We start from the raw sequence: 20,887 nt of genomic DNA, 5'->3' as shown, positions 1-20,887 counted from the left end.
TGCAGGACTCGCTTTCTGGGTAGGGAGGAACACGTTCAGCCTTTGACGCTGCCGGCCAGGAGGCCGTTGACGATGTGGCGCTGCATGGCGACGAAGAAGATCACCATCGGGATCAGCGCGAGAACGGAGAGGGCGAGGAACGCCGGCCAGTCGACCGAGAACTCGCCGACGGCCTTGTACACCTGCAGCACCAGCGTCTGGTTCTGCTCGGAGCTGAGGAAGACGACCGGGGTGAGGAAGTCGTTCCACACCCACATCGTCTGGAACACGCCGACCGTGATGAGGATCGGGCGGATCAGCGGCAGCGCGATGCGCCAGTAGATCTGGAACGGGGAGGCGCCGTCGAGCTTGGCGGCCTCGATCATCTCGCCGGGGATCGTGCGCATGTAGCCGACGATCAGGAAGTAGCAGAACACCGATCCGGCCGTGTACATCAGGATCAGCCCCCACAGCGAGTCGACGAGGCCGAGTTGCGCGAAGAGCCGATACAGCGGGATGAGCGTCACCTGGCCGGGGACGAGGAACGCGATCACGAACACGATCGTCACGAAGCGCGAGCGGCGGAGGATCACCGAGAACGCCGCGAGCGAGCCGATCAGGAGCATGAGCACGATCGAGACCGCAGTGACGAGCAGCGTGTTGCCGAAGGCCTGCACGATCGGCACGTCCTCGAGGACGCGGGCGTAGGTGTCGAGCCGCCAGACGGTGGGCAGCGCGAGGGGCGCCGCGGCCGTCTCGGCCTGCGTCTTGAAGGTGTTGACGACGATGTAGTAGAACGGCAGGCCGACGATCAGGGCCAGCGGGATCATGATCGCGGTGGTGAGCAGGGCGCCGGGGCGGAGAGCCTCGGAGCGGTGAACGCGAGTGGGAGCGGCGACGGTGCGGCTCATGACGTCCTCCGTTCGAGGCGGTTCGAGAGCAGGAGCTGCACGGCGACGATCGCGCCGACGAGCAGCATGAACACCACGGCCAGGGCGGAGGCGCGGCCGAACTGGGCCTGCGAGATGCCGTTCTGGATGATGGTCTGCGTGATCGTGTTGGTCGAGAATCCGGGGCCACCGCTGGTCAGCGTGAACGGCAGCTCGTAGACCTTGAGCCCGCTGGTCATCAGCAGGAGGCAGCTGATCGTCAGCGCCGGGGTGAGCAGCGGCACGGTGATGTGGCGGAACTTCTGCAGGGCCGAGGCTCCGTCGACCGTCGCGACCTCGTAGAGATCGGCCGGGATCGACTGGAGGTAGGCGAGGTAGAGGATCGCGTGCCAGCCGGCGTTCGACCACACCCCGACGACGATCACCGAGAGCTGGGCGAGGGCGGAGTCGGACAGCCACGGGACGGGCCCGACGCCGAAGGTGGTCTGCAGGAGCGAGTTGAGGGCGCCCGAGCCGAGCGGCGAGAGGATGAACCCCCAGACCAGGCCGAGGATCGCGACGCTCGGGATCGACGGGAAGAAGAAGACCGATCGGACGAAGTTGCGGCCGAGGAAAGCCCGGTTGAGCACCACCGCGGTCGGGATCGCGATCACGGTGATCAGCACGGTCGTGCCGAGCGTGAAGAGGATCGTGAAGCCCAGGCCCGCGATCATCGACGGATCGGTGAAGATCGCGGCGTAGTTGTCGAGGCCGACGAACGAGACGTCGGTGCTGTAGCCGCCGAAGTCGGTGAAGCTCCAGTAGAGCGACTGCGCCAGCGGATACGCGAACAGCACCGCGAAGACGATGAGCAGCGGAATCGCGAAGGCGCGGATCTGGAGCAGCTCTCGGAACGCCGCGACGGGTGTGCGGGGCGGAGGCGCCACCGCGGGCGGCCGGACGACCGCCCGCTCGGACGGCTGCAGCACGGTGGTCACGGCCGCAGCCCGCCGACCAGCTCGGACGGCAGCAGTCCGCCGACCAGTTCGATCGGCTCGCCCGTCTCGGCCGAGCGGTACGCGCCGTCGATCAGGGACACGGTCTTGAGGTTGTCGCGGCCGGAGTTGGGCGCCTCGATGCCGGTCTCGACCGCGTCGAGCAGGCCGGCCAGCGCTCCGTAGGCGGTGAGCGGCTTCGCCTCGCCCGTCGAGAGCGGGTTCTCGATCCGCTCGGTGCCGTCGGGGCCGGCGAGGATGATGCCTCCGCCGGTGATGTGCAGGGTGCCCTCGTCGCCGAGGACGATGGTGTCCCACTGCGTGATCCAGCTCGAGAAGCTGTCGGTGTAGGTCACGGTGACGTCGCCGAAGTGGATCTGCAGGTTGGCGTCGGTCTCGCCGACCGCGGGGATCGACGGCGACGAGAAGGTGCGGGCGACGAGCCAGGTGGCGTCCTGGTCGATCAGGCGGCGGAAGCCGTCGAGCCAGTGCACGCCCATCACCATCAGCGCGTGGTGCGGCTGCTCGTTGCGCCAGCCGCCGTCGACGCGGTGCATCAGCTCGCGGTGGTTGATCACGCGGACCCGGCCGATGCGACCCGTCTGGATCAGCTCGCGAGCGAGCTCGAAGCCGTAGTGCTCGCGGAAGTTCTGGTCGACCGCCAGCTGCACGCCGGCCTCGTCGGTGATGCGCACGAGCTCGCGCGCCTCGTCGATGCCGTCGGCGAAGGGCTTCTCGACCAGGATGTGCTTGCCCGCCGCGGCCAGTTCGCGCACCGTCTCGAGGCGCACATGGCTCGGGGTGCAGACCACGGCGACGTCGAACTCGACCGCGGCGAGGGCCTCGGTGATGCTCGCGAACGAGGCCGGGACTCCGTAGGTCGTGGTGGCCCACTCGCGGCGCTCGGCCGACGGGTCGATCACGGCGACCACGTCGATCCGCTCGGGCCGCAGGCGGAAGCCATCGAAGTGCATCTCGCTCACACCACCGGCGCCCACGACCGCGATGCGATGGCGTGTCGGCTGGTGTGCGGTGCTGGTGGTGTCCTGTCGGGTATTGGCGTTCATCCGGACCTCCTCGTCGGACGACGAGGTCAGGGTGTTCGACCTCGGCGTCGAGCGGCACGATCACCGCTGCGAGTTCAGCTTGGGGGGCCTTCGAGGACGAAGAGAGAGCCAATGCGGCCGTGTTGGCCCACGGAGCCGGATCAGTCGGTAAGCGTGTTCCAGGTCTCGGCCAGGATCTCGATCCCGGCGCGGGTCAGGGCCGGGTCGTTGGCGTACGAGATGCGGACGAAGTCGTCGAGGCGGTCGTCGACGCTGAAGGTTGGCCCGGGGAGGATCCGCACTCCCGCCCGCTCGGCGCGCTGGGCGAGGGCGGTGGCGCGCGCCTCCGGGAGCCTCACCCACAGCGAGCCGCCGCCCTGGGGGATCTGCGGCGACCAGCTCGGCAGGTGCTCGGCGACCGCGTCGAGCACGAGCCGGCGGTGCTCCGAGAGCATCAGGAGGCGCTCGTCACGGGCCCGCTCGATCCTCCCGAGCAGCCGCGCGGCCACGATCTGGGCGAGGACGGAGGTGCCCAGATCCTCGCCGCCCTTCACCGCGGCCAGCTCGGCCACGAGATCGGGCCGGGCGCGCAGCCAGCCGACGCGGAGCCCGCCCCAGAACGACTTGCTCACCGATCCGACCGTCATGATCGAGTCGCCGCCGGCGGCGAGCGGCAGGGGTCGGCGCTCGCCGTCGATGACGGTGTCGGCCAGCGTCGCGTCGTCGATCACGGGGACGCCGTACCGGGTCGAGATCGTGGCCAGGCGGCTGCGGCGGAAGTGGTCGAGCACCGATCCGGTCGGGTTCTGCGCGGTCGACTGCACCACGATCAGCGCGGGCTTCAGCGCGACCGTCTGCCGCGCGAGCTCGTCGACATCGATGCCGTCGGGCCCCGAGGGGATGCCGACGAGCCGGGCGCCGAGTGCCTTCATCGACTCGATCGCACCGCGGAAGGTCGGCTCCTCGACGAGCACGGTGGCGCCGGGGGCGATGACCATCGCGGCGGCGAGGCGGAGCGCCTGCTGCGCACCGGACGTGATCAGGATGTGCTCGGGCGTGGTCGGCAGGCCGAGGTCGGTGTAGTAGCCGGCGACGGCGAGCCGCAGCTCGGTGAGACCGGCCGGGATGTAGCCGTGGCCGGCCACCAGGTCGCGGGTGCGCGAGCTGTCGATCGCGTTGAACTCGTCGGCCACCATCGGGAGGCCGGGCAGCGCCGCACTGCGCAGGTCGATGCGGTCGGCGCCGGCCGGGTCGGCGACGAACGAGCGGAGGCGGTCGCCGCCGTGACTCGTCTGCGGACGTCGCGAGGTGCTCACGTAGGTGCCGTCGCCCCTCCTGCTCGAGAGCAGGCCGTCGGCGCGGAGGTCGTCGAGCGCCTTGGTGACGGTGTTGCGGCTGACCCCCAGTGCTGAGCCGAGCAACCGCTCGGACGGCAGCCGTGAGCCCGACGGCAGGGCCCCGCTGCGGATGAGCGTGCGCAGCCCGGCGGCGAGCTCCTCGTGCAGCGCGCTCTCGCCCTGCTGCCACTCGCCGAGCAGCCGGAGGAGGCGGCTCGCGCCCACCGCGACCAATCGGAACGCATTGGCACTCGCTGCCTCGTAGGTCATCGGCACATCATGGAAGCAATCCCCGGCCGGGTCAAACATCCCCGACCACGCGGGACCGGATGGAAGGACCCTGCGATGGCGCACACTGTCGTGCTGCTCGGAACTCTCGACACCAAGGGCGAGGAGTACGCGTTCCTCCGGGACCGCCTCCGCTCGGCGGGTGTCGACTCGATCGTGATCGACGTGGGCGTGCTCGGTGCGCCGAGCCTCGAGCCCGATGTCGACCGCGAGACGGTGGCTGTCGCCGGAGGCTCGACTCTGGCCGCCCTCGTCGCCGGCGGTGACCGGGGCGCCGCGATGGCCGTCATGGCGGCGGGGGCGACGATGATCGTCCGCGACCTCGTCTCGGCCGGGACCGTGCAGGGTGCGCTCGCGCTCGGCGGCACCGGCGGGACCTCGCTCGCCGCGACGGCGTTCGCCGGCCTGCCGCTCGGGTTCCCGAAGCTGATCGTCTCGACCGCCGCCTCCGGAGCGACCGAGCAGTACGTCGGCAGCACCGACCTGATCCTCGCGCCGTCGGTCGTCGACATCGCCGGGCTCAACCGGATCTCGCTGCGCATCCTCGCCAACGCGGCGGCGGCCATGGCCGGGATGGTGACCGCCGACCCCGTGCCCGACCGCGAGGCGCGCCCGATGGTCGCGGCCAGCATGTTCGGCGTGACGACCCCGTGCGTCACCCGCGCCCGGGAGCGGCTCGAGGAACTCGGCTACGAGGTGCTCGTCTTCCACATGACCGGGACCGGCGGGCGCGCGATGGAGTCGCTGATCGCCCAGGGCTTCTTCGCCGGGGTGCTCGACCTGACCACGACGGAGCTGGCCGACGAGCTGGTCGGCGGCGTCTTCTCCGCGGGGCCCGATCGGCTCACGGCCGCGGGGCTCGCCGGAGTGCCGCAGGTGATCTCGGTCGGCGCGCTCGACATGGTGAACTTCGGAGCCGTCGACACGGTTCCCGAGCGCTTCCACGAGCGCCGGCTGCACGTGCACAACTCGAGCGTGACGCTGATGCGCACGACGGCGGCCGAGTGCACCGAGCTGGGAGCCCGGCTGGCCGCGCGGGCCGCGGCCGCCTCCGGACCCACCGCCGTGCTGCTGCCGCTCGGCGGTGTCTCGGCGATCGCCGTGCCCGGCGGCCCCTTCGCCGATGCGGAGGCGGACGACGCGCTCGTCACGGCCGTCCGCTCGGGGCTCGCCGGCTCCGCAGTCGACCTCATCGACCTCGACACCGACATCAACGACCCGGCCTTCGCCGACGCGGCCGTTGCGCGGCTGCACGCCGCGATCACCGCACCTCGCACACCGACCCTCCAGGGAGCGCACTCATGACCTTCGTCAGCCGCACCGACATCCTCGACCGACTCCGCACCAAGGTCGCTCTGCGCGAACCGATCGTCGGCGCCGGAGCCGGCACCGGGCTCTCGGCGAAGTGCGAGGAGGACGGCGGCGCCGACCTGATCATCATCTACAACTCCGGCCGCTTCAGGATGGCGGGCCGCGGCTCGCTCAGCGGCCTGCTCGCCTACGGCAACGCGAACGACATCGTCGTCGACATGGGCCGCGAGATCCTCACCGTGCCGCAGCGCACGCCGGTGCTCGCGGGGGTGAACGGCACGGACCCGTTCCTCGACGCGCCGCGCTTCCTCCGGCAGCTGAAGGACCAGGGCTTCTCGGGCGTGCAGAACTTCCCGACCGTCGGGCTCATCGACGGCAACTTCCGCGCCAACCTCGAGGAGACGGGGATGGGCTTCGACAAGGAGGTCGAGATGATCCGCGCGGCCCGGGCCGAGGACCTGCTGACCACTCCGTACGTGTTCTCGGAGGAGGACGCGGTCGCGATGACCGAGGCGGGGGCGGACGTGGTCGTCGTGCACCTCGGGCTCACCACCGGCGGCTCGATCGGCGCCGAGACGGCGCGGACCCTCGACGACGGGGTGGAGCTGGCCTCGGCGTGGGCGGCCGCGGCCCGCAGCGTGCGCGACGACGTGATCGTGCTCGTGCACGGCGGCCCGGTGGCCGAGCCGGAGGACGCGCAGTACGTGCTGAGCAACGCGGTCGGCATCGACGGCTTCTACGGGGCGTCGTCGATGGAGCGGCTGCCGACGGAGCGTGCGCTGACGGCTCAGGTGCGGCGGTTCACGTCGCTGACGCTGCCCACGGGGGAGCTGCACGCCACGTCGCCGTCGGCCTGAGCTGAGTTGCCCGAGAAGGCTCGTTCTCTGCGTCGAGAACGAACCTTCTCGGGCGACTCAGCGACCGGTGACGTGCAGAAGGGCCGGGGATGACCCCGGCCCTTCTGCGCGTGTGAGCCGTCAGAGGATCAGCGGCAGGCCGTCAGCGACGCGACTCCGTCCGACAGGGTGCCGGTACCGCCGAGCAGGACGACCTTCGTGGCTCCGAGGGTCGTGATGTCGTCGAGCACGGGCTGCGGGACGCAGTCGGGCTTCACGGTGTAGAGCGGGTTCTTCGTGAAGCCGGCGGCGGTCGCTCCGGCGAGGGCGTCGGGGAAGTTCTCGCCGGTGGCGAGGTAGACCGTCGACGCGGCCGTGAAGGCGGCGCGGTTGAGCTGCACCGAGGTGTCGTAGCGGTCGACGCCTCCGATGCGGACCGTCGGGGTGCGGAACGAGTTCTCGATGCCGGTGCTGACCGAGAGCTCGCTGCCGGCGATCGTCAGCTTCTTGATGCCGAGACCGTCGACGAGGCCGGTCGTGGTGGCGTCGGCGCGGTTGAGGCCGCCGTTCACCAGGATGACCGGCGCACGGAACGAGCCGGCTGCGGCGGCCGCGGCGAGGGCGTCGGGGAACTTCTCGCCGGTGGCGATCCACGCCTGCGACGCGCCCCGCGGGAACGCGCCCTGGACGACCTTGGCGGCGGTGTCGTAGCGGTCGACGCCTCCGACGCGCTCGATCTCGCCGCTCTTCGTGTAGCCGGCGAGCTCGTTCTTGAGGGTCTCGCTGACGCTCAGCTCCGACCCGACGACGACGATCTTGAACGGCTTGAGCCGGCGCAGCTCGTCACGGACCGACTGCGACATGGAGTCGCGGTCGACCAGCAGGAGGGGTCCGCTCTGCTTCGCGGCGGCGGGGCCGGCGGCGAGAGCGTCGGGGAAGTTGGCTCCGGTCGCGATGAAGACGACGGGCACGTTGGGCGAGAACGTCGCAGCCGAGATCTTGGCGGCGGTGTCCTGGCGGTCGACTCCGGCGATGCGGGTGACGATCGGGGCGCCCGGGGTGCCCGTCGGGGTCGGGGTGGGCGTGGCCGTCGGAGTCGCGGTGGGCGTGACCGTCGGAGTCGCGGTGGGCGTGGCGGTCGGCGTGGCCGTCGCGGTGGGCTCCGGGGTCGGCGTGGCGGTCCCCGTAGGGGTCGGCGTCGGTGTTCCTCCGCACGTCTGCGCGGTGATCCGGTAGGTGTACTGGATGTTCGCGGAGCTGGCGGCCCAGACCTGGAGGGTGTCGCCGACCGAGACGCTCACCGGGGCGAAGGTGAACGCGCCACCGGACGCGGGGACGGTCTGCTGCTGGACGGTGGTGGCGTTGCGAGCGAGGCCGATGGCGACGGGCTCGGGCGTGGGGTCCGTGGTGCCGGAGACCACCGCGCTGACCGGGACGCCGGCCTCGCAGGTGACGGCGGTCGACGCGGTGGACGCGGCGGCGGCGGCACTCAGCGCAGGGGTGAGGCCCGCGGTGCCGGCGATCAGCGCGACAGCGAGCAGGGCGAGCCGTGAGCGGCGCGGGGCCTTCACAGTGCCACCACCGGGGCGGGGAGCAGGCAGGAGAGGTGGAGCGATGACGACATCGTGTCGCTTTCTCGAGAGGGCGGATCGGGCGGTCCGCCTCTGCGTCGGCGGAGCCCGTCGCTCACGCGAAGTGCGACGATGCGGCCGGGTGCCGGAGCCCGACAGGTGAGGCGGAACGGTGCTCGAAAGCTAGCGTCACGCTCCGCGCCTCGGCAATGGGGCACCGCGTTGCGTCCCCTGAAGGGGGGTGCCGGCGGCCGGTCCTCGTGACCACGCCGCCGGAACGCGGAATCGCCCGGGAGCGCCTCTCTGGCAAGGCGTTCCCGGGCGACTCGGCCTAGCGGATCAGTTGCAGGAGGTCAGCGTGGCCACCTTCTCGGAGAGGGTTCCCGCGCCGCCGAGCAGGACGACCTTCGAGGCGCCGAGGCGCTCGATGTCGTCGAGCACGGGCTGCGGCACGCAGTCGGGCCGCACGGTGTACAGCGGGCTCTTGGTGAAGCCGGCACTGGTCGCTCCGGCGAGGGCGTCGGGGAAGTTCTCGCCGGTGGCGAGGTAGACCGTCGATGCCGAGGGGAAGGCGGCGGTGTTGAGCTTCACCGACGTCTCGTAGCGGTCGACGCCTCCGATGCGGGTGGGGGTCACGGGGAGCGACGCGGCGATGCCGTCGCTGACCGAGAGGTTGCTGCCCGCGATCGTCAGCTTCTTGACGCCGAGCCCCGAGATGAGGCCGGTCGTGGTGGAGTCGGCGGTGCTGAGCCCGCCGTTCACCAGGAGGACGGGTGCCCGGTAGGAGCCGGCTGCCGCGGCCGCGGCGAGGGCGTCGGGGAACTTCTCACCGGTGGCGAGCCACGCCTGCGAGGAGCCCTTCGGGAAGGCGGACTGGACCAGCTTCGCGGCGGTGTCGTAGCGGTCGACGCCTCCGATGCGCTGGATGTTGCCGTTCTTCGCGTACTGGGCGAGGTCGTTCTTGAGGGCGTCGCTGACACTCAGCGCCGAACCGACGACGACGATCTTGGCCGGCTTGAGCCGGGACAGCTCGTCGCGGACCGGCTGCGACATCGAGTCGCGGTCGACCAGCAGGAGCGGTCCGCTCTGCTTCGCGGCGGCGGGCCCGGCGCTCAGCGCGTCGGGGAAGTTGCTGCCGGTGGCGATGAAGACGACGGGCACGTTCGCGGCGAACGTCGCCGCCGAGAGCTTCGCGGCGGTGTCCTGACGGTCGACTCCGGCGATGCGCGAGACGACGAGGGGCGTCGCGGTGGGGGTCGGGGTCGGCGTGGGGGTGACGGTCGGAGTCGCGGTGGGCGTGGGGGTGACGGTCGGAGTCGCGGTGGGCGTGGGCGTGGCCGTCGGCGTCTCAGTCGGGGTCGGCGTCGCGGTCGGGGTGCTCGTCGCGGTGGGCTCCGGCGTGGGAACGGTGGTCTCGGTCGGAGTCGGCGTCGGGGTGGGCTCCTCGGTGCACGACGCCTCCGTCACGGTGTAGTCGTACTGCACGTTCTTCGGATCGCCGACGTAGATCTCAAGGGTGTCACCGGTCTTGACGTTCACCGGGTCGAAGGCGAAGGCGCCGGTGGCATCGACGGGGTTCGCCTGGTCGCCGGGCACGCCGTTGATGAGGAGGCCCAGGATCACGGGGTTCTCGGGGTCGTTGGGGCCCTCGGCCGTACCGGAGACGACCGCGCTGACCGGGCTGCCGTCGACGCAGGTGACCTTGGTCGATGCGAAGTCGTCGGCCGCGGCAGCACTGAGTACAGGGGTGAGGCCCGCGGTGCCGGCGATCAGCGCGGCGGCGAGCAGGGCGAGCCGTGAGCGGCGCGGGGCCTTCACAGCGTCACCGCCGGAGTGGGGAGCGAGCGGAGGTGGAGCGTTGACGACATCGTGTCGCCTTTCTCGAGAGGGCGGGATCGGGCCGTCCATCTCCTCCTCGGCGGAACCGTCGCCCTCGTGAGGCGCGACGGAGCGATCGGCATCCAGGGATCCGAGAGGGGGAGGTGCGGTGCTCGAAAGGTACCGACACGACCGCCCCACGGCACAGAGTAGAAACACCGTGTCCCAAATGGGGGCGCAGAGCGGTGGAAGCGCTCTCTGCGACACCGTGTCCCCCGTAGAGTGACACCCATCGCTGCCCTGTCCGGATCCCGCCGCGCGCCCTGCCGTGCCTCGCCGGCGATCACGCGCGCCGGATCAGCCGCCTCCAGCCTGGCCGCCCTCGCCGCGGTCGTCCTGGCGGCGTCCGCCCTCCTCGTCGGAGTCACCGCCACCGTCGACGCCGGCACCGGCGCGGCGGCGCAGCGGGCGGTCGGCTCCGCGATCGGCGGCGACGGCGCGGTCGTGGTCACGGCCGAGACCGCCTCCGACTCCGCCGAGCAGGACGCGGCGGTGCGCCAGATCCTGCAGCAGCGCGTCCCGACCGCGCAGATCACCCGGAGCGAGCGTGCGGGCCCGATCGGCGCCGAGCTCGACGGGGTGCCGACGCGCGTCGAGCTGCTCGCGGGGCAGGAGCTGCCGATCGACGGCGCGCAGCCCCAGCAGGGTCAGGTGGTGCCGCAGACCGCCGCCACCACCCTCACCGTCTCCGGGCTCACTCTCCCGGCCGCGGGGATCTGGGCACCCAGGGACCCCCTCGACCCTCGCTGGGCCGGCCACCCCGCCTCCGGTCGTGACGGCGACGCCGTCGGCCCCCTGCTCGTCACCGAGCAGGACCTCCGCGCGATCGCGCAGGAGACCACCTCCGAGTGGGTGATGACCCCGGGCGGCGCCGCGATCGACCGGCTCGCCCGCCTCACCGACCTCGAGCGCGACTTCGCGGTCTCGGGCGCGGCAGGTGAGGTCACCGTGACGGGCGGGCTCGCCGAGACGGCCGCCGCGGCAGCACGCGCGAGAACTGCCGCCGCCGGGCTCACGGCCGCCGCACTCCTCCTCCTGGTGACGGTCGTCGTCGTCGGCAGCAGCCGCCTCCTCGCGCTCGCGTCCCGGAGGCGCGAGCAGGGCGACACGCTGCTGCGGGCCCGCGGCGCCTCGCGCGGGCAGCTGACCGGCTGGTCGATCGGCGAGGTCGCCGCGGTGGCGGTGCCCGCGGGCGCGATCGGCGCGCTGCTGGGGTGGGGCGCCTCCGCTGCTCTCGTGCCGGGCGCGAGCTGGCAGCCGGCGGGGATGCTCGGAGTCGTCGCCCTCGTCGGCGCGCTGATCGCGACCGCGGCGGGGCAGCCGGTGCCGCTCACGCGCCGGCGGTCGGTGAACCCGGTGCTGGTCGTCGTCCTCCTGCTCGCGGCGGCGGCGGTCGCGGTGTGGCAGCTCGGGTCGGCGGAGCGGGAGCTGGGCGTCGCGGGCATCGCGGCGGTGCCGCTGCTCGTGGTCGCCCTCGCCGGAGCGACGACCACGGCGGCGGCGGCGGCGACGCGACGGCGCCGCACTCTCGGGCGCACCGCCCGCGCCCCCTGGCTCTTCGTGGCGCTGCGCTCGCTGCGGTCCCGAGCGGCGTGGTTCACGGCGACCGGGCTCGTGGTGGTGCTCGCCTCCGCCCTGTGCGTGGCGGCCTCGATGCTGCCGGGGGCGGTCTCGGAGGCGGAGCGCTCGGTCGTGGTCGACGAGAACGGGGCCGAGGTGCGCGCGTCGTTCGCGCTCGGGCCGATCGTGGCGGTCGGCGACGAACCACTGCCGGTCGCGGCGATCCCCGACGCCGCCGCGGTGCTGACGACCGCGGTCGAGGTCGGCAGCGAGGATCTCACCGCTGTGGTGCTGCCGGCGGCCCGGGCGGAGGCGCTCACCGGCTCGGCCTTCGCGCCGACGTCCGAGCGGCCCGGCGGCCTCGGCGCCGAGGCGGTCGCGGTCGGCGTCCGCCTCACCTCGCTCGGCGCGGATCGGCCGGGCACGCTCTCGGGGACCGCGTGGCTCGCCTCCGTCGACGGCGCGCTCGCGGCGATCGATCTCGGCACGGTGCCCGTGGCGGCGGGGCGCGGGGCGCTGCTCTCGGGCGAGCTGCCGAGCGGGTTCGGCGACGCGGAGCTGCTGGCGATCGACCTGCGTCTGGAGGGCGCGGAGGCGGCGAACATCGCGCTCGACGAGGTCGCGGGGCTCGACTCCGCGGGCGCACCGACCGTCATCGAGCAGGCGCGGCTCTCGCGCGACGCCTTCTCGCTCTCGTCGCAGCAGCCGCGCGCCCGGGTGATCGTCGACCCGACCGACGCGCCGCTGCCCGTGGCGCTGAGCGCCTCCGCCGCTTCGCTGCTCGGGCTCGCTGTGGGCGACGAGCTCGACGTCAGCCGCGCCTCGGGGCGCACGCTGGCGGGCGCGGTGGCCGCGATCGTGCCGGTGGTTCCCGGTGCACGGGGCGCGCGCTCGCTCGCGATCGACACGGCCGATTTCGCGCGGGCGAGTCTTGATGCCGAGAGCTCGCTGCCGACTCCCTCCGAGGTCTGGGTCGCGACCGACGACACCGCGTCGGTCGCCCGGATCGTGGCGGAGAACGCCGACGCCGACTGGACGGTGCGCGGCGCCGGCTCGCCCTTCCTGTCGACGGGCGTCGCGGTGTGGGCGGTCGCGGCGTCGACGGCGGTGCTGATGGCGTTCGTGGCCCTCGCCGCGAACGGGGCGGTGCTGCGGAGGCTGCGCGCCGGCGACGAGGCGGCCCTTGCGGCCCTGGGGCTCACCGTCCGTGAGCGGCGCGCCCGCCGGCTGGTCGAGAACGGGATCGTCGGGGCGCTCGGGATCGTGGCGGGCGCGGTGATCGGGCTGGTCGCCTCCGTGCTGTGCGTGCCGGCTGCGGCGGCGCTCGCGGCCGGGGGCTCGACGCGGCCGGGGCTGTCGGTCGATCCGCCGCTGCTGCTCGGGCTCTCGGCGGCCCTCCTCCTCGCCGTCGTCGGCGGAGTCGTCGCGGCCTCTCGTGAGCGGGGCATCCGGTGAGGCACACGCTGCGGGCGGCCGTCGCGGCGCCGGCGATGACGATCGCGCTGGCCGTGCTGAGCCTCCTGGTCGCGGGGCTGCTGGTGCTCGTGCCCGCGATGAGTGCGGCCTCGGCGACGGCGGCTCTGCGCGAGGATCTCGGGCGCGAGTCGCGGGTCGACCTCACGACGCAGGGGCTGGAGGGCCTCTCGACCGGTGGCGACGACCCGTGGGCGCGGATCGACTCGTCGCTGCGGGCGCTGCGCGACGAGCAGCCCGAGCCCCTCGCCTCCGCTCTCGGGGAGCCGGGCGAGGCGATGCTGCTCGAGGCGGTCCCGGTCGCGGCGCTGGTGCCGGGCGATCCGGTGCGGGCGTCGCAGCTCGCCCTCGCCTTCGAGCCCGAACTGGCCGACGACGTCGAGCTGACCGCCGGGGCGCTGCCGGGGGCGCCGACGCTCGGCGACGAGCCGTCCGTGCCGATCGTCCTCAGCGACGCCGTGGCCGCCGAGATGGTGTGGCCGGTGGGTGAGCGCCGGCGGATCGAGCTGCCGGAGGGCGGCTTCGCGCAGGTCGAGCTCACAGGCACGTTCGCGCCGCGCGACGCCGACGCGTCCGTCTGGACCCACGTGCCGGAGGTGCTGCGTCCCGCGATCCTGCTCGCCGGCAGCGGGGGCACGCTCGCCCGCGCGACGGCCCTCGTGGATCCGACGTCGTGGCCGCGCCTCGCGACCCTGCCCATCACCTCGCGCCTGCTCGCCTGGTACCCGGTCGAGGTCGACCGGGTCGAGGGATCGGAGGCGCCGCTGCTCGCCCAGCAGCTGCGCACCTTCGCGGGGCGACAGCAGGAGGTCGACGGCGGCCTCGACCCCGGGTACACCTTCGCCACCACCCTGCCCGTGCTGCTCGACCGCTCGCTCGCGGAGCAGCGCGCCAGCGACGCCTTCGTCGGCACAGCGGTGAGCGGCCCGGCCCTCGGCGGCGCGGTGGTGCTCGCGCTGATCCTGCTGCTGCTCGGGCGCGCCCGCGGGCCGGCGCTGGCGCTGCTCGAGGCGCGCGGGGCGTCGGCGGCCCGGCGGAGGCGCGCGCCGGCCACCGAGGCCGGGGTCGCCTCGCTCGCGGGGACGGTGCTCGGGGCGGGCGCCGGGGTGCTGCTCTCACAGCAGCTGACGGGCGGAGTCGTGATCGAGGGCTGGGCGGTCGCGACGGCGGCGGGGCTCGTGCTCGTCGTCGCGGGGGCGGCGGCGCTCGGGCAGTCGCGCGCGAGACCGGTGCTGCGGCTCGCGGCCGAGGCGCTGCTGGTGCTGGCGACGCTCGCCGTCGTGCTGGCGCTCGTGCAGGGCGCGCCGCTGCCGTTCGCGACCGTGCTCGCTCCGCTCCTCGGGGCGCTGACGATCGCGGCGGGGGCGGCGCGCCTTCTGCCTCTCGCCCTCGGAGCCCAGCGCCGGCGCGCTCGTCGCGGTCCAGGGGCGGTCGGGCTGCTGGCCTCGGCGCGGGTCGACGGCGCGCTCGTCGTCGTGGGGATCGCGGGCGCGCTGGCCGTCGCCCTCTTCTCGGGGGCGCTGCTGACCACGGTGCGCGCGGCGGTCGTCGACGACTCCGTGGCCGAGGTGGGGGCCGACCTCGCGGTGCGCGGCGGCTCGACCTCGGCCGACGTCGATGCGCTGCGAGCGCTGCCCGGAGTGGGCGAGGTGGCGGCGGTGGTCGCCGACGACCCCGCGACCGTGTCGATCGGGGCGGCCCGCGCACCGATGCGGATCGTCGTGGTCGACTCCGCCGCGCTGGCCCGGGTGCAGGCGGGGCTGGTGGGGCGCCTGCCGATCCCCGAGGGGTTCGCCGAGACGGAGGCGGACGGCACGGTGCCCGTGATCGCGTCGCGCGCCGCGGCGGCCGAGATCGGCGACGCGACGGTGTCGCTCCGAGGCCACGACCTCGCCGTGGTCGGGACGGCCGACGATGCGTCGCCGCTGACCTCGGCGGCGCAGTGGCTGCTGGTCGACGTGGCGACGGCGCTCGAGCTGCGCGTCCAGCCCGGTGTCGCCGACGTGGTTCTGGTGCGGCTCGACGACACGGCGGGCGAGGCGGCGGTCCGCGCGAGCGTCTCGGGCGAGGTGGTCACCGCCTCCGGAGTCGCGGCCGAGCGGCTCGGCAGCCCACGGCTCGCGGCCGAGCAGGTCGCGCTGATCGGAGGCGTCGCGGGCGGGGTGCTCGCGGCCGCGGCGGCGCTGCTGCTCGCGGGGATCGCCTCCGCGGGGGCTCGACGGCGGAGGGCCTCGGTGCTCGCCGCGCTCGGGATGCCGCGGTCGCAGATCTCGCTGCTCGACCTCGCGGGTGCCGCCGTGCCGGCCGTGATCGGCGCCGTCGCGGGAGTGGTCGCGGGTCTCGTCCTGCCGTTCGCGCTGATCCCGCTGCTCGATCTGCCGGCGGTGCGCCTCGACCCGGTGACGATGCTCGTCACGCTCGGCGCCTTCCTCCTGGCGGCCGCCGTCACTGTTCTCCGCCCCTCGAGAGGATCACTCCGATGACCCCACCCGCCGTGCTCTGCTCGGGCCTCGTGCGCATCTTCACCACCGCCGGAGTGGAGGTGCAGGCATTGCAGGGCCTCGACCTCGTCGTCGAGCGGGGCGAGCTGCTGGCGATCGTCGGCGCCTCCGGATCGGGCAAGTCGACGCTGCTCGGCATCCTCTCCGGCCTCGACACCCCGACGGCCGGGCGCGTGGAGGTGGCGGGCCGGGACGTGCTGACGCTGACCGAGAAGCAGCGCGTCGACTTCCGGAGGCGGACCGTCGGCTTCGTCTTCCAGCAGACGGCGCGCAATCTGCTGCCGTACCTGTCGGTGGAGGAGAACATCTCGGTGGTCGCCTCGGTCGCGCGCGGGCCGCGCCGCCTCCGCGGGCAGCGGGTCGACGAGATGGTGGGGCTGCTCGGGCTCGGCGACGTGCGCGATCGTCGGCCGTCGGCGCTGTCGGGCGGGCAGCAGCAGCGCGCGGCGATCGCGGTCGCGCTGGTCAACGAGCCCGACGTGCTGCTCACCGACGAGCCGACGGGCGAGCTCGACGAGGCCTCGACGGTCGACGTGCTGGAGGCGCTGCGCGGCATCAACCGCGAGCGCGGCGTGACGACGGTGATCGTCACGCACGACGCGGGGGTGTCGGAGCACGTGAGCCGCACCGTGCGGATCCGCGACGGGCGCACCTCGACCGAGACGCTGCGGCGCGTGAGCGAGGAGGGCGCGGGCCACTCGGCCGAGGAGTTCGCGGTGCTCGACCGCTTCGGCCGGCTGCAGCTGCCCGAGGAGTTCACGGGCGCGCTGGGGCTGCGCGACCGGGTGCGACTCGGGCTCGAGCCGGACCACATCCGCGTCGAGTCGGGAGTGGCCGCGGTGCCTGCTCCGGAGGCGCCCCTCGCGCCCCCACCGCGCCGCCGCGGCCGCCACTCGCTCGGAGACGACTCGTGACCGCCGTGCTCGACGCCGTCGACCTGCACCGCGTCTTCGCGACGCCGGCGGGCGAGGTCGTCGGCTGCGCGGGCGTCTCGCTCTCGGTCTCCGCGGGCGAGCTCGTGGTGGTGCGCGGCGCCTCCGGAGCGGGCAAGTCGACGCTGCTGTCGATGCTCGCCACGGTCGACCGGCCGACGAGCGGACAGGTGCTGATCGACGGCGCCGACGTCACCGGGCTCGACGAGCGGAGGCTCGCCGACCTGCGGCGGAGCGCGCTCGGCATCGTCTTCCAGGACTTCGCCCTGCTCGAGGACCTCACCGCGCGCGAGAACGTCGAGCTGCCGCTGCGCCTCCTCCGCACCGACCCCGCCGAGCGCGACGAGCGGGTGACGGAGGCGCTCGCCGCGGTCGCCCTGGACGAGCAGGGCGACCAGCGCCCCGACCAGCTCTCGGGCGGGCAGCGGCAGCGGGTGGCGATCGCCCGGGCGCTGGTCGGCCGCCCGCGCCTGCTGATCGCCGACGAGCCGACGGCGCAGCTCGACAGCGCCACGGCGGCGCGCGTGATCGACCTGCTGGTCGCCTCCGTGCGCTCGGGCGGCCTCGCGGCCGTCGTCGCGACCCACGACCCGGCCTTCGCCGAGCGCGCCGACCGCGTCCTCACCCTCCGGGATGGTCGCGCCGTCTGACTCGTGTCACGCTGGCCGCATGGATCTCGAGGTGCGGCCCGACCTGGTCGTCCCCGCGTCGGAGCTGCAGTGGAGGTTCTCGCGCTCCTCCGGGCCGGGCGGTCAGCACGTCAACACCTCGGACAGCAGGGTGCAGCTGACGTGGAACGTCGCGGAGTCGACGGCGCTCAGCGACGAGCAGCGGCTGCGGATCCTCCAGCACCTCGCGCAGCGCCTCGTCGCGGGTGCGATCACGGTGACGGTGCAGCGCGAGCGCTCGCAGCTGCGCAACCGCGAGATCGCCCTCGACCGGCTCCGCGATCTGGTGGCCGCCGCGCTGGCGCCTCCGGCCGCTACGCGCCGCCCGACGCGGCCCACGCGCGGCTCGGGCCGCCGCCACCTCGCGGCCAAGCAGCAGCGCTCGGCGACGAAACAGCAGCGGAGGCGCCCGACGGGCGAGTGAGTGCGCCGCCGTCAGCGCAGTGGCTTGCGCATCCGGAAGTTGGTCAGCGCGACGCCCGCGCGCACGGGGTGCTGCTCCGCGACGACCGTGAATCCGCGGCTCTCGAAGAACGGGCGGGCCGTGATGCTCACATCGGCCGACAGCTCGGCGGCGCCGTCGCGCACGGCGAGCGATTCGGCGTGCGCGAGGAGGCGCGTCGCGACTCCGCGGCGGAGGAACCGCGGCGAGACGAACATCATGTCGATGAAGCCCGACGGGGCGACGTCCGAGAAGCCGGCCACGGCGCCTCCGCTCTCGATCACGAAGGCCCGGCGGGCCTGCATCGCGGCATGCCAGGCCGAGACATCGCGGTCGTCGGCGCGCGCCCACGCGCGGATCTGCTCGGGGGAGTAGTCGGCGGCGGCGGTCTCGGTCACCGCGGCGAGGAACATCTCGAGCGTCGCGGCGCCGTCCGACACCCGGTACGCGCGCAGGATCTCCACGTGCTCATCCTCCCAGCGCCCCTACCCCCACCGCGAGATGCCACTTGGGTACGCGACACGCCGTGAAACGTGTACCCAAGTGGCATCTCGCGGGAGGCACTAAGCCGGGCCGCCTCACCGCACTTTCTTGATGGGGAAGATGACCAGGGCGCCCACGATCGCCGCGACCGCGCAGACCGAGAACCACAGGCCGTAGTTGTTGCCGGTCGGGTCGCTGACGTAGACGAGGATGCCGCCGATCAGCGGGGCGATCGTCTGCGGGAGTGCGTTGGCGATGTTGAAGACGCCGAGGTCCTTGCCCGAGTTCTCGGGATCGGGCAGCACGTCGACGACGAGCGCGAGGTCGACGCCGACGTAGATGCCGTAGGCGACGCCGAGGATCGCCTCGAGCACGTAGAAGGTGCCGACGTCCTGCACGAAGATCAGCGCGAACGTGCCGATGGCGAAGAGCGCGGTCGAGCTCCAGACGAAGACCTTGCGGCGGCCGATCCGGTCCGAGAGCCAGCCGGCGAAGTAGCTCGCGCCGACGAGCCCGATCGTGTAGATCAGGACGCTCGTCGAGATGACGCCCGGGATGTCTCCCTCCGGGACCTCGATGTGATTGAGCAGGTAGAAGAAGCGGAACGTGGTGAAGCCGAAGCTCGCGAAGGTGATCAGGAAGCGCGACCACCAGGCGAGCGCGTAGTCGGGGTGCTTGCGGGGGCTCACCCAGAACGTCTCGGCCCACTCGCGGAGCGTCGCGCGCGGCGGGCGGACGGGCAGGCGGCGGTCGGGCAGGACGACCGCGAAGACGACCATCACGATGATCGCCAGGACCGACGGGCCCACGAACATGATGAGCAGCTGGTCGGCGAACGCCTCGGCGACGTAGGTGCCGCCGAGGATGCCGACGTTCTGCGCGATGCCGATGGCGGCGGTGATCTTGCCGCGCTGGAACCGCGGCACCTGGTCGGCGATCGTGGCGATGAACGGCGCCAGCGCCATGTTCGCGCCGAGCTGGGCCAGCGACCAGCCGATCGTCGCGACCAGCAGGGTCGGGGCGAGGGCCATGATCGCGAAGGCGACGGTCATGATCACCGTGCCGGCGACGATCCAGATGCGGCGACGGCCGAGCCGGCTGGTCGTGCGGTCGGAGAGGCGGCCGAAGACGACGTTGGCGAGGGTGGCGAAGAGGGCTCCGAACCCGCCGAGCACCGCGGCCGCGCCGGTCGCGCCGTTCTGCGCGATCTCGCCGGTGTCGACCAGCGCCTGGATCTTGATGCCGATGCCGACAACGGCGGGGCCGAGGAGGGCGATGAAGAAGATCAGCTGCGCGGCGAGGAGCCAGAAGACGTACGACTTCTTCGCCGGTTCGGTCGGTTCGGGAAATTGCCGGTCCCGCCGCACGGTCGCCGTCGATGTCGTCATGCCCGAGGGCATCCCCGCAGCGGATCCGCTCGCTGTCGTCACGGCCGACTCCTCTCGTCGTTGAGCTCGAGACAGGATCTGAAAACCGATCGCTGTTCGGGATCGAGTATGCACACCCCTCCTGGGGCCGGCAAGACGCGTGCCGCAAAAACCCGAGTGTCAGATGGTTTTCACAGTCGAGGCCGTGGCGGTGGACGGTTCGGAGCGCGACCGTGCTCCACTCCGCCCACCCCGACGCCCGGTCGCGTGCGGATCGAGGTGGGCTGTCGAGCTCGTCCGCCGCGTCGGCGAAGAACTCACAGTGGGACTGGACGGCCGAGCCCCACCGACCAATATGATGCAGTCTCGATCATCCGAGTCGCACTGTGGCAGACCGACTTGGAGAGGATGAGAGGGACTGCAGTGATTGTTCTCTACAACACCCGGGTGCGAAGATGACCGCTGAGCTCCTGGATCGAGGTTTCCGAGCGGAACTTCTTCAGCAAGGATTCGACGTCGCTTTCGACGCTCTGGGAAGAGGCTCGGCGAGCGGCAGCCACTACTTGCTCGCACAAGCGAACAGTGTCGAGGAGGGTGATCGGGTCGCCTACGTCGTTCCGCGCGATGATGGGTTCGTGATTCTCGTCGAAGTTGCCGGAGCGGATGTCTCGCGGGATGCCATCGAACAGCTCCGCTCGGGAGACAGTTACTCTCTTGTGGCCTTTCCGCCGGCGATCGACGGCGTATCCAACGGTGGCTGGTCGATGGCCGAGTTGATCGGCGATCATGTCTGGGATCAGTTCCCCGGCTGGGAAGTCGTGGTGGCGGATCCGGAGGTGAGCCGCCAATTCGTGCAATTCCTCGTCAGTCGAGCTCAATTGTTGAAGAGCTACGCCTGGGGCATGGTTCAGCGGGTGGCAGCCGGGCCCGACTCTCGCGAAGACGTATTCGGGCCACTGCAGTCCCTCATCAACACGCCGGAAGACATCGAAGCAGGAACAGTCCTCCCCTCCCAAGTGATCGAACAACTTCGACGCGCGTTCACCACCATGCCCGATGGTGACTCCTTCGAGTCACTTCGCATGTGGTTCGCGGGTCAGGCGATGCAAGAGATGGCTGGCGGCCGTCTGGATGGTCCTTGGGTTTCAATCAGTATCGGCGCCAACGATTTCGGCAAGGAACGTGGTTGGTACTAGACCAGACCCTCATCTCCTCAGGAAGAACGCATCTCTTCCAGAAAGAGGCCAGGGTCCGGTCGTGGCGCCGATACCGCGTACAGCAGCTGCTGCATCGGAGTGAATCCGAATGATGCTCCCAGACCATGTGAAGTTCTTCGGGTCAGGAATGGTTC

The 20,887-nt window shown here is 72.4% G+C and carries 16 protein-coding genes; 8 read left to right on the top strand and 8 right to left on the bottom strand.

Features of this window, described 5'->3' with window-relative positions; all coding sequences use genetic code 11:
• Nucleotides 1–35: 35 nt before the first annotated feature.
• From ASG06_RS04970 to yczR, 4 genes are all read right to left on the bottom strand, one after another.
• Complete coding sequence (locus tag ASG06_RS04970) at nucleotides 36–890, bottom strand: carbohydrate ABC transporter permease (protein WP_082498947.1); 855 nt, start codon at nucleotides 888–890, stop codon at nucleotides 36–38.
• Nucleotides 887–1,846 carry a carbohydrate ABC transporter permease gene (locus ASG06_RS04965; RefSeq protein ID WP_231727616.1) on the bottom strand — a complete coding sequence of 320 codons (960 nt, stop codon included), beginning with the start codon at nucleotides 1,844–1,846 and terminating at the stop codon, nucleotides 887–889. Before ASG06_RS04965 ends, ASG06_RS04970 begins: the two co-directional genes overlap by 4 nt.
• The gene (locus ASG06_RS04960; protein ID WP_056039308.1) at nucleotides 1,843–2,910 is read right to left on the bottom strand and encodes a Gfo/Idh/MocA family protein; all 1,068 of its coding nucleotides are present in this window, start codon (nucleotides 2,908–2,910) and stop codon (nucleotides 1,843–1,845) included. Before ASG06_RS04960 ends, ASG06_RS04965 begins: the two co-directional genes overlap by 4 nt.
• A gap of 140 nt (nucleotides 2,911–3,050) precedes the next feature.
• Nucleotides 3,051–4,496 carry an aminotransferase-like domain-containing protein gene (gene yczR, locus ASG06_RS04955; protein WP_056039304.1) on the bottom strand — a complete coding sequence of 482 codons (1,446 nt, stop codon included), beginning with the start codon at nucleotides 4,494–4,496 and terminating at the stop codon, nucleotides 3,051–3,053.
• 75 nt (nucleotides 4,497–4,571) lie between these two features.
• On the opposite strand from yczR, the gene ASG06_RS04950 reads away from it, so the two are divergent.
• Nucleotides 4,572–5,819, top strand: coding sequence for a Tm-1-like ATP-binding domain-containing protein (locus tag ASG06_RS04950; protein WP_056039301.1), 1,248 nt, complete (start codon nucleotides 4,572–4,574; stop codon nucleotides 5,817–5,819).
• The gene (locus ASG06_RS04945) at nucleotides 5,816–6,682 is read left to right on the top strand and encodes a phosphoenolpyruvate hydrolase family protein (RefSeq protein ID WP_056039298.1); all 867 of its coding nucleotides are present in this window, start codon (nucleotides 5,816–5,818) and stop codon (nucleotides 6,680–6,682) included. Before ASG06_RS04950 ends, ASG06_RS04945 begins: the two co-directional genes overlap by 4 nt.
• A 128-nt stretch (nucleotides 6,683–6,810) precedes the next feature.
• On the opposite strand, the gene ASG06_RS04940 is transcribed toward ASG06_RS04945, so the two are convergent.
• Together ASG06_RS04940 and ASG06_RS04935 are read right to left on the bottom strand one after the other, a co-directional pair.
• On the bottom strand, nucleotides 6,811–8,232 hold the full coding sequence (locus ASG06_RS04940) for a cell wall-binding repeat-containing protein (protein ID WP_056039294.1): 1,422 nt from the start codon (nucleotides 8,230–8,232) through the stop codon (nucleotides 6,811–6,813).
• A gap of 339 nt (nucleotides 8,233–8,571) precedes the next feature.
• Nucleotides 8,572–10,050: a cell wall-binding repeat-containing protein gene (locus tag ASG06_RS04935; protein ID WP_056039291.1), complete on the bottom strand. Its 1,479-nt coding sequence runs from the start codon at nucleotides 10,048–10,050 to the stop codon at nucleotides 8,572–8,574.
• A 282-nt stretch (nucleotides 10,051–10,332) separates the two neighbouring features.
• Here ASG06_RS04935 and ASG06_RS04930 point away from each other — a divergent pair, with 282 nt between their 5' ends.
• The 5 genes from ASG06_RS04930 to arfB are packed head-to-tail and all read left to right on the top strand — an operon-like array spanning nucleotide 10,333 to nucleotide 17,668.
• On the top strand, nucleotides 10,333–13,125 hold the full coding sequence (locus ASG06_RS04930) for an FtsX-like permease family protein (RefSeq protein ID WP_056039288.1): 2,793 nt from the start codon (nucleotides 10,333–10,335) through the stop codon (nucleotides 13,123–13,125).
• The gene (locus ASG06_RS04925) at nucleotides 13,122–15,626 is read left to right on the top strand and encodes an FtsX-like permease family protein (protein ID WP_056039285.1); all 2,505 of its coding nucleotides are present in this window, start codon (nucleotides 13,122–13,124) and stop codon (nucleotides 15,624–15,626) included. The genes ASG06_RS04930 and ASG06_RS04925 overlap by 4 nt, the downstream gene beginning before the upstream one ends.
• Nucleotides 15,623–16,558: an ABC transporter ATP-binding protein gene (locus ASG06_RS04920; RefSeq protein WP_082498945.1), complete on the top strand. Its 936-nt coding sequence runs from the start codon at nucleotides 15,623–15,625 to the stop codon at nucleotides 16,556–16,558. The genes ASG06_RS04925 and ASG06_RS04920 overlap by 4 nt, the downstream gene beginning before the upstream one ends.
• A complete protein-coding gene (locus ASG06_RS04915) occupies nucleotides 16,555–17,226 on the top strand; it encodes an ABC transporter ATP-binding protein (RefSeq protein WP_056039282.1) in 672 nt (223 codons plus the stop codon). Before ASG06_RS04920 ends, ASG06_RS04915 begins: the two co-directional genes overlap by 4 nt.
• 19 nt (nucleotides 17,227–17,245) lie before the next feature.
• The gene (gene arfB, locus ASG06_RS04910; RefSeq protein ID WP_056039279.1) at nucleotides 17,246–17,668 is read left to right on the top strand and encodes an alternative ribosome rescue aminoacyl-tRNA hydrolase ArfB; all 423 of its coding nucleotides are present in this window, start codon (nucleotides 17,246–17,248) and stop codon (nucleotides 17,666–17,668) included.
• 11 nt (nucleotides 17,669–17,679) lie between these two features.
• On the opposite strand, the gene ASG06_RS04905 is transcribed toward arfB, so the two are convergent.
• Nucleotides 17,680–18,150, bottom strand: a complete 471-nt coding sequence (locus ASG06_RS04905; protein ID WP_056039276.1) for a GNAT family N-acetyltransferase — start codon at nucleotides 18,148–18,150, stop codon at nucleotides 17,680–17,682.
• Nucleotides 18,151–18,264: 114 nt separating this feature from the next.
• Nucleotides 18,265–19,599 carry an MFS transporter gene (locus tag ASG06_RS04900; protein WP_231727615.1) on the bottom strand — a complete coding sequence of 445 codons (1,335 nt, stop codon included), beginning with the start codon at nucleotides 19,597–19,599 and terminating at the stop codon, nucleotides 18,265–18,267.
• A 392-nt stretch (nucleotides 19,600–19,991) separates the two neighbouring features.
• Here ASG06_RS04900 and ASG06_RS04895 point away from each other — a divergent pair, with 392 nt between their 5' ends.
• Nucleotides 19,992–20,732, top strand: a complete 741-nt coding sequence (locus ASG06_RS04895) for a hypothetical protein (protein ID WP_056039273.1) — start codon at nucleotides 19,992–19,994, stop codon at nucleotides 20,730–20,732.
• The last annotated feature ends 155 nt before the right edge of the window (nucleotides 20,733–20,887 follow it).

The organism is Rathayibacter sp. Leaf185 (genome assembly GCF_001423885.1).
In the GTDB taxonomy this organism is placed as follows: domain Bacteria; phylum Actinomycetota; class Actinomycetes; order Actinomycetales; family Microbacteriaceae; genus Rathayibacter.
The sequence above is the reverse complement of the archived record's forward strand: the minus strand, read 5'-3'. Positions and strand labels throughout refer to the sequence as shown.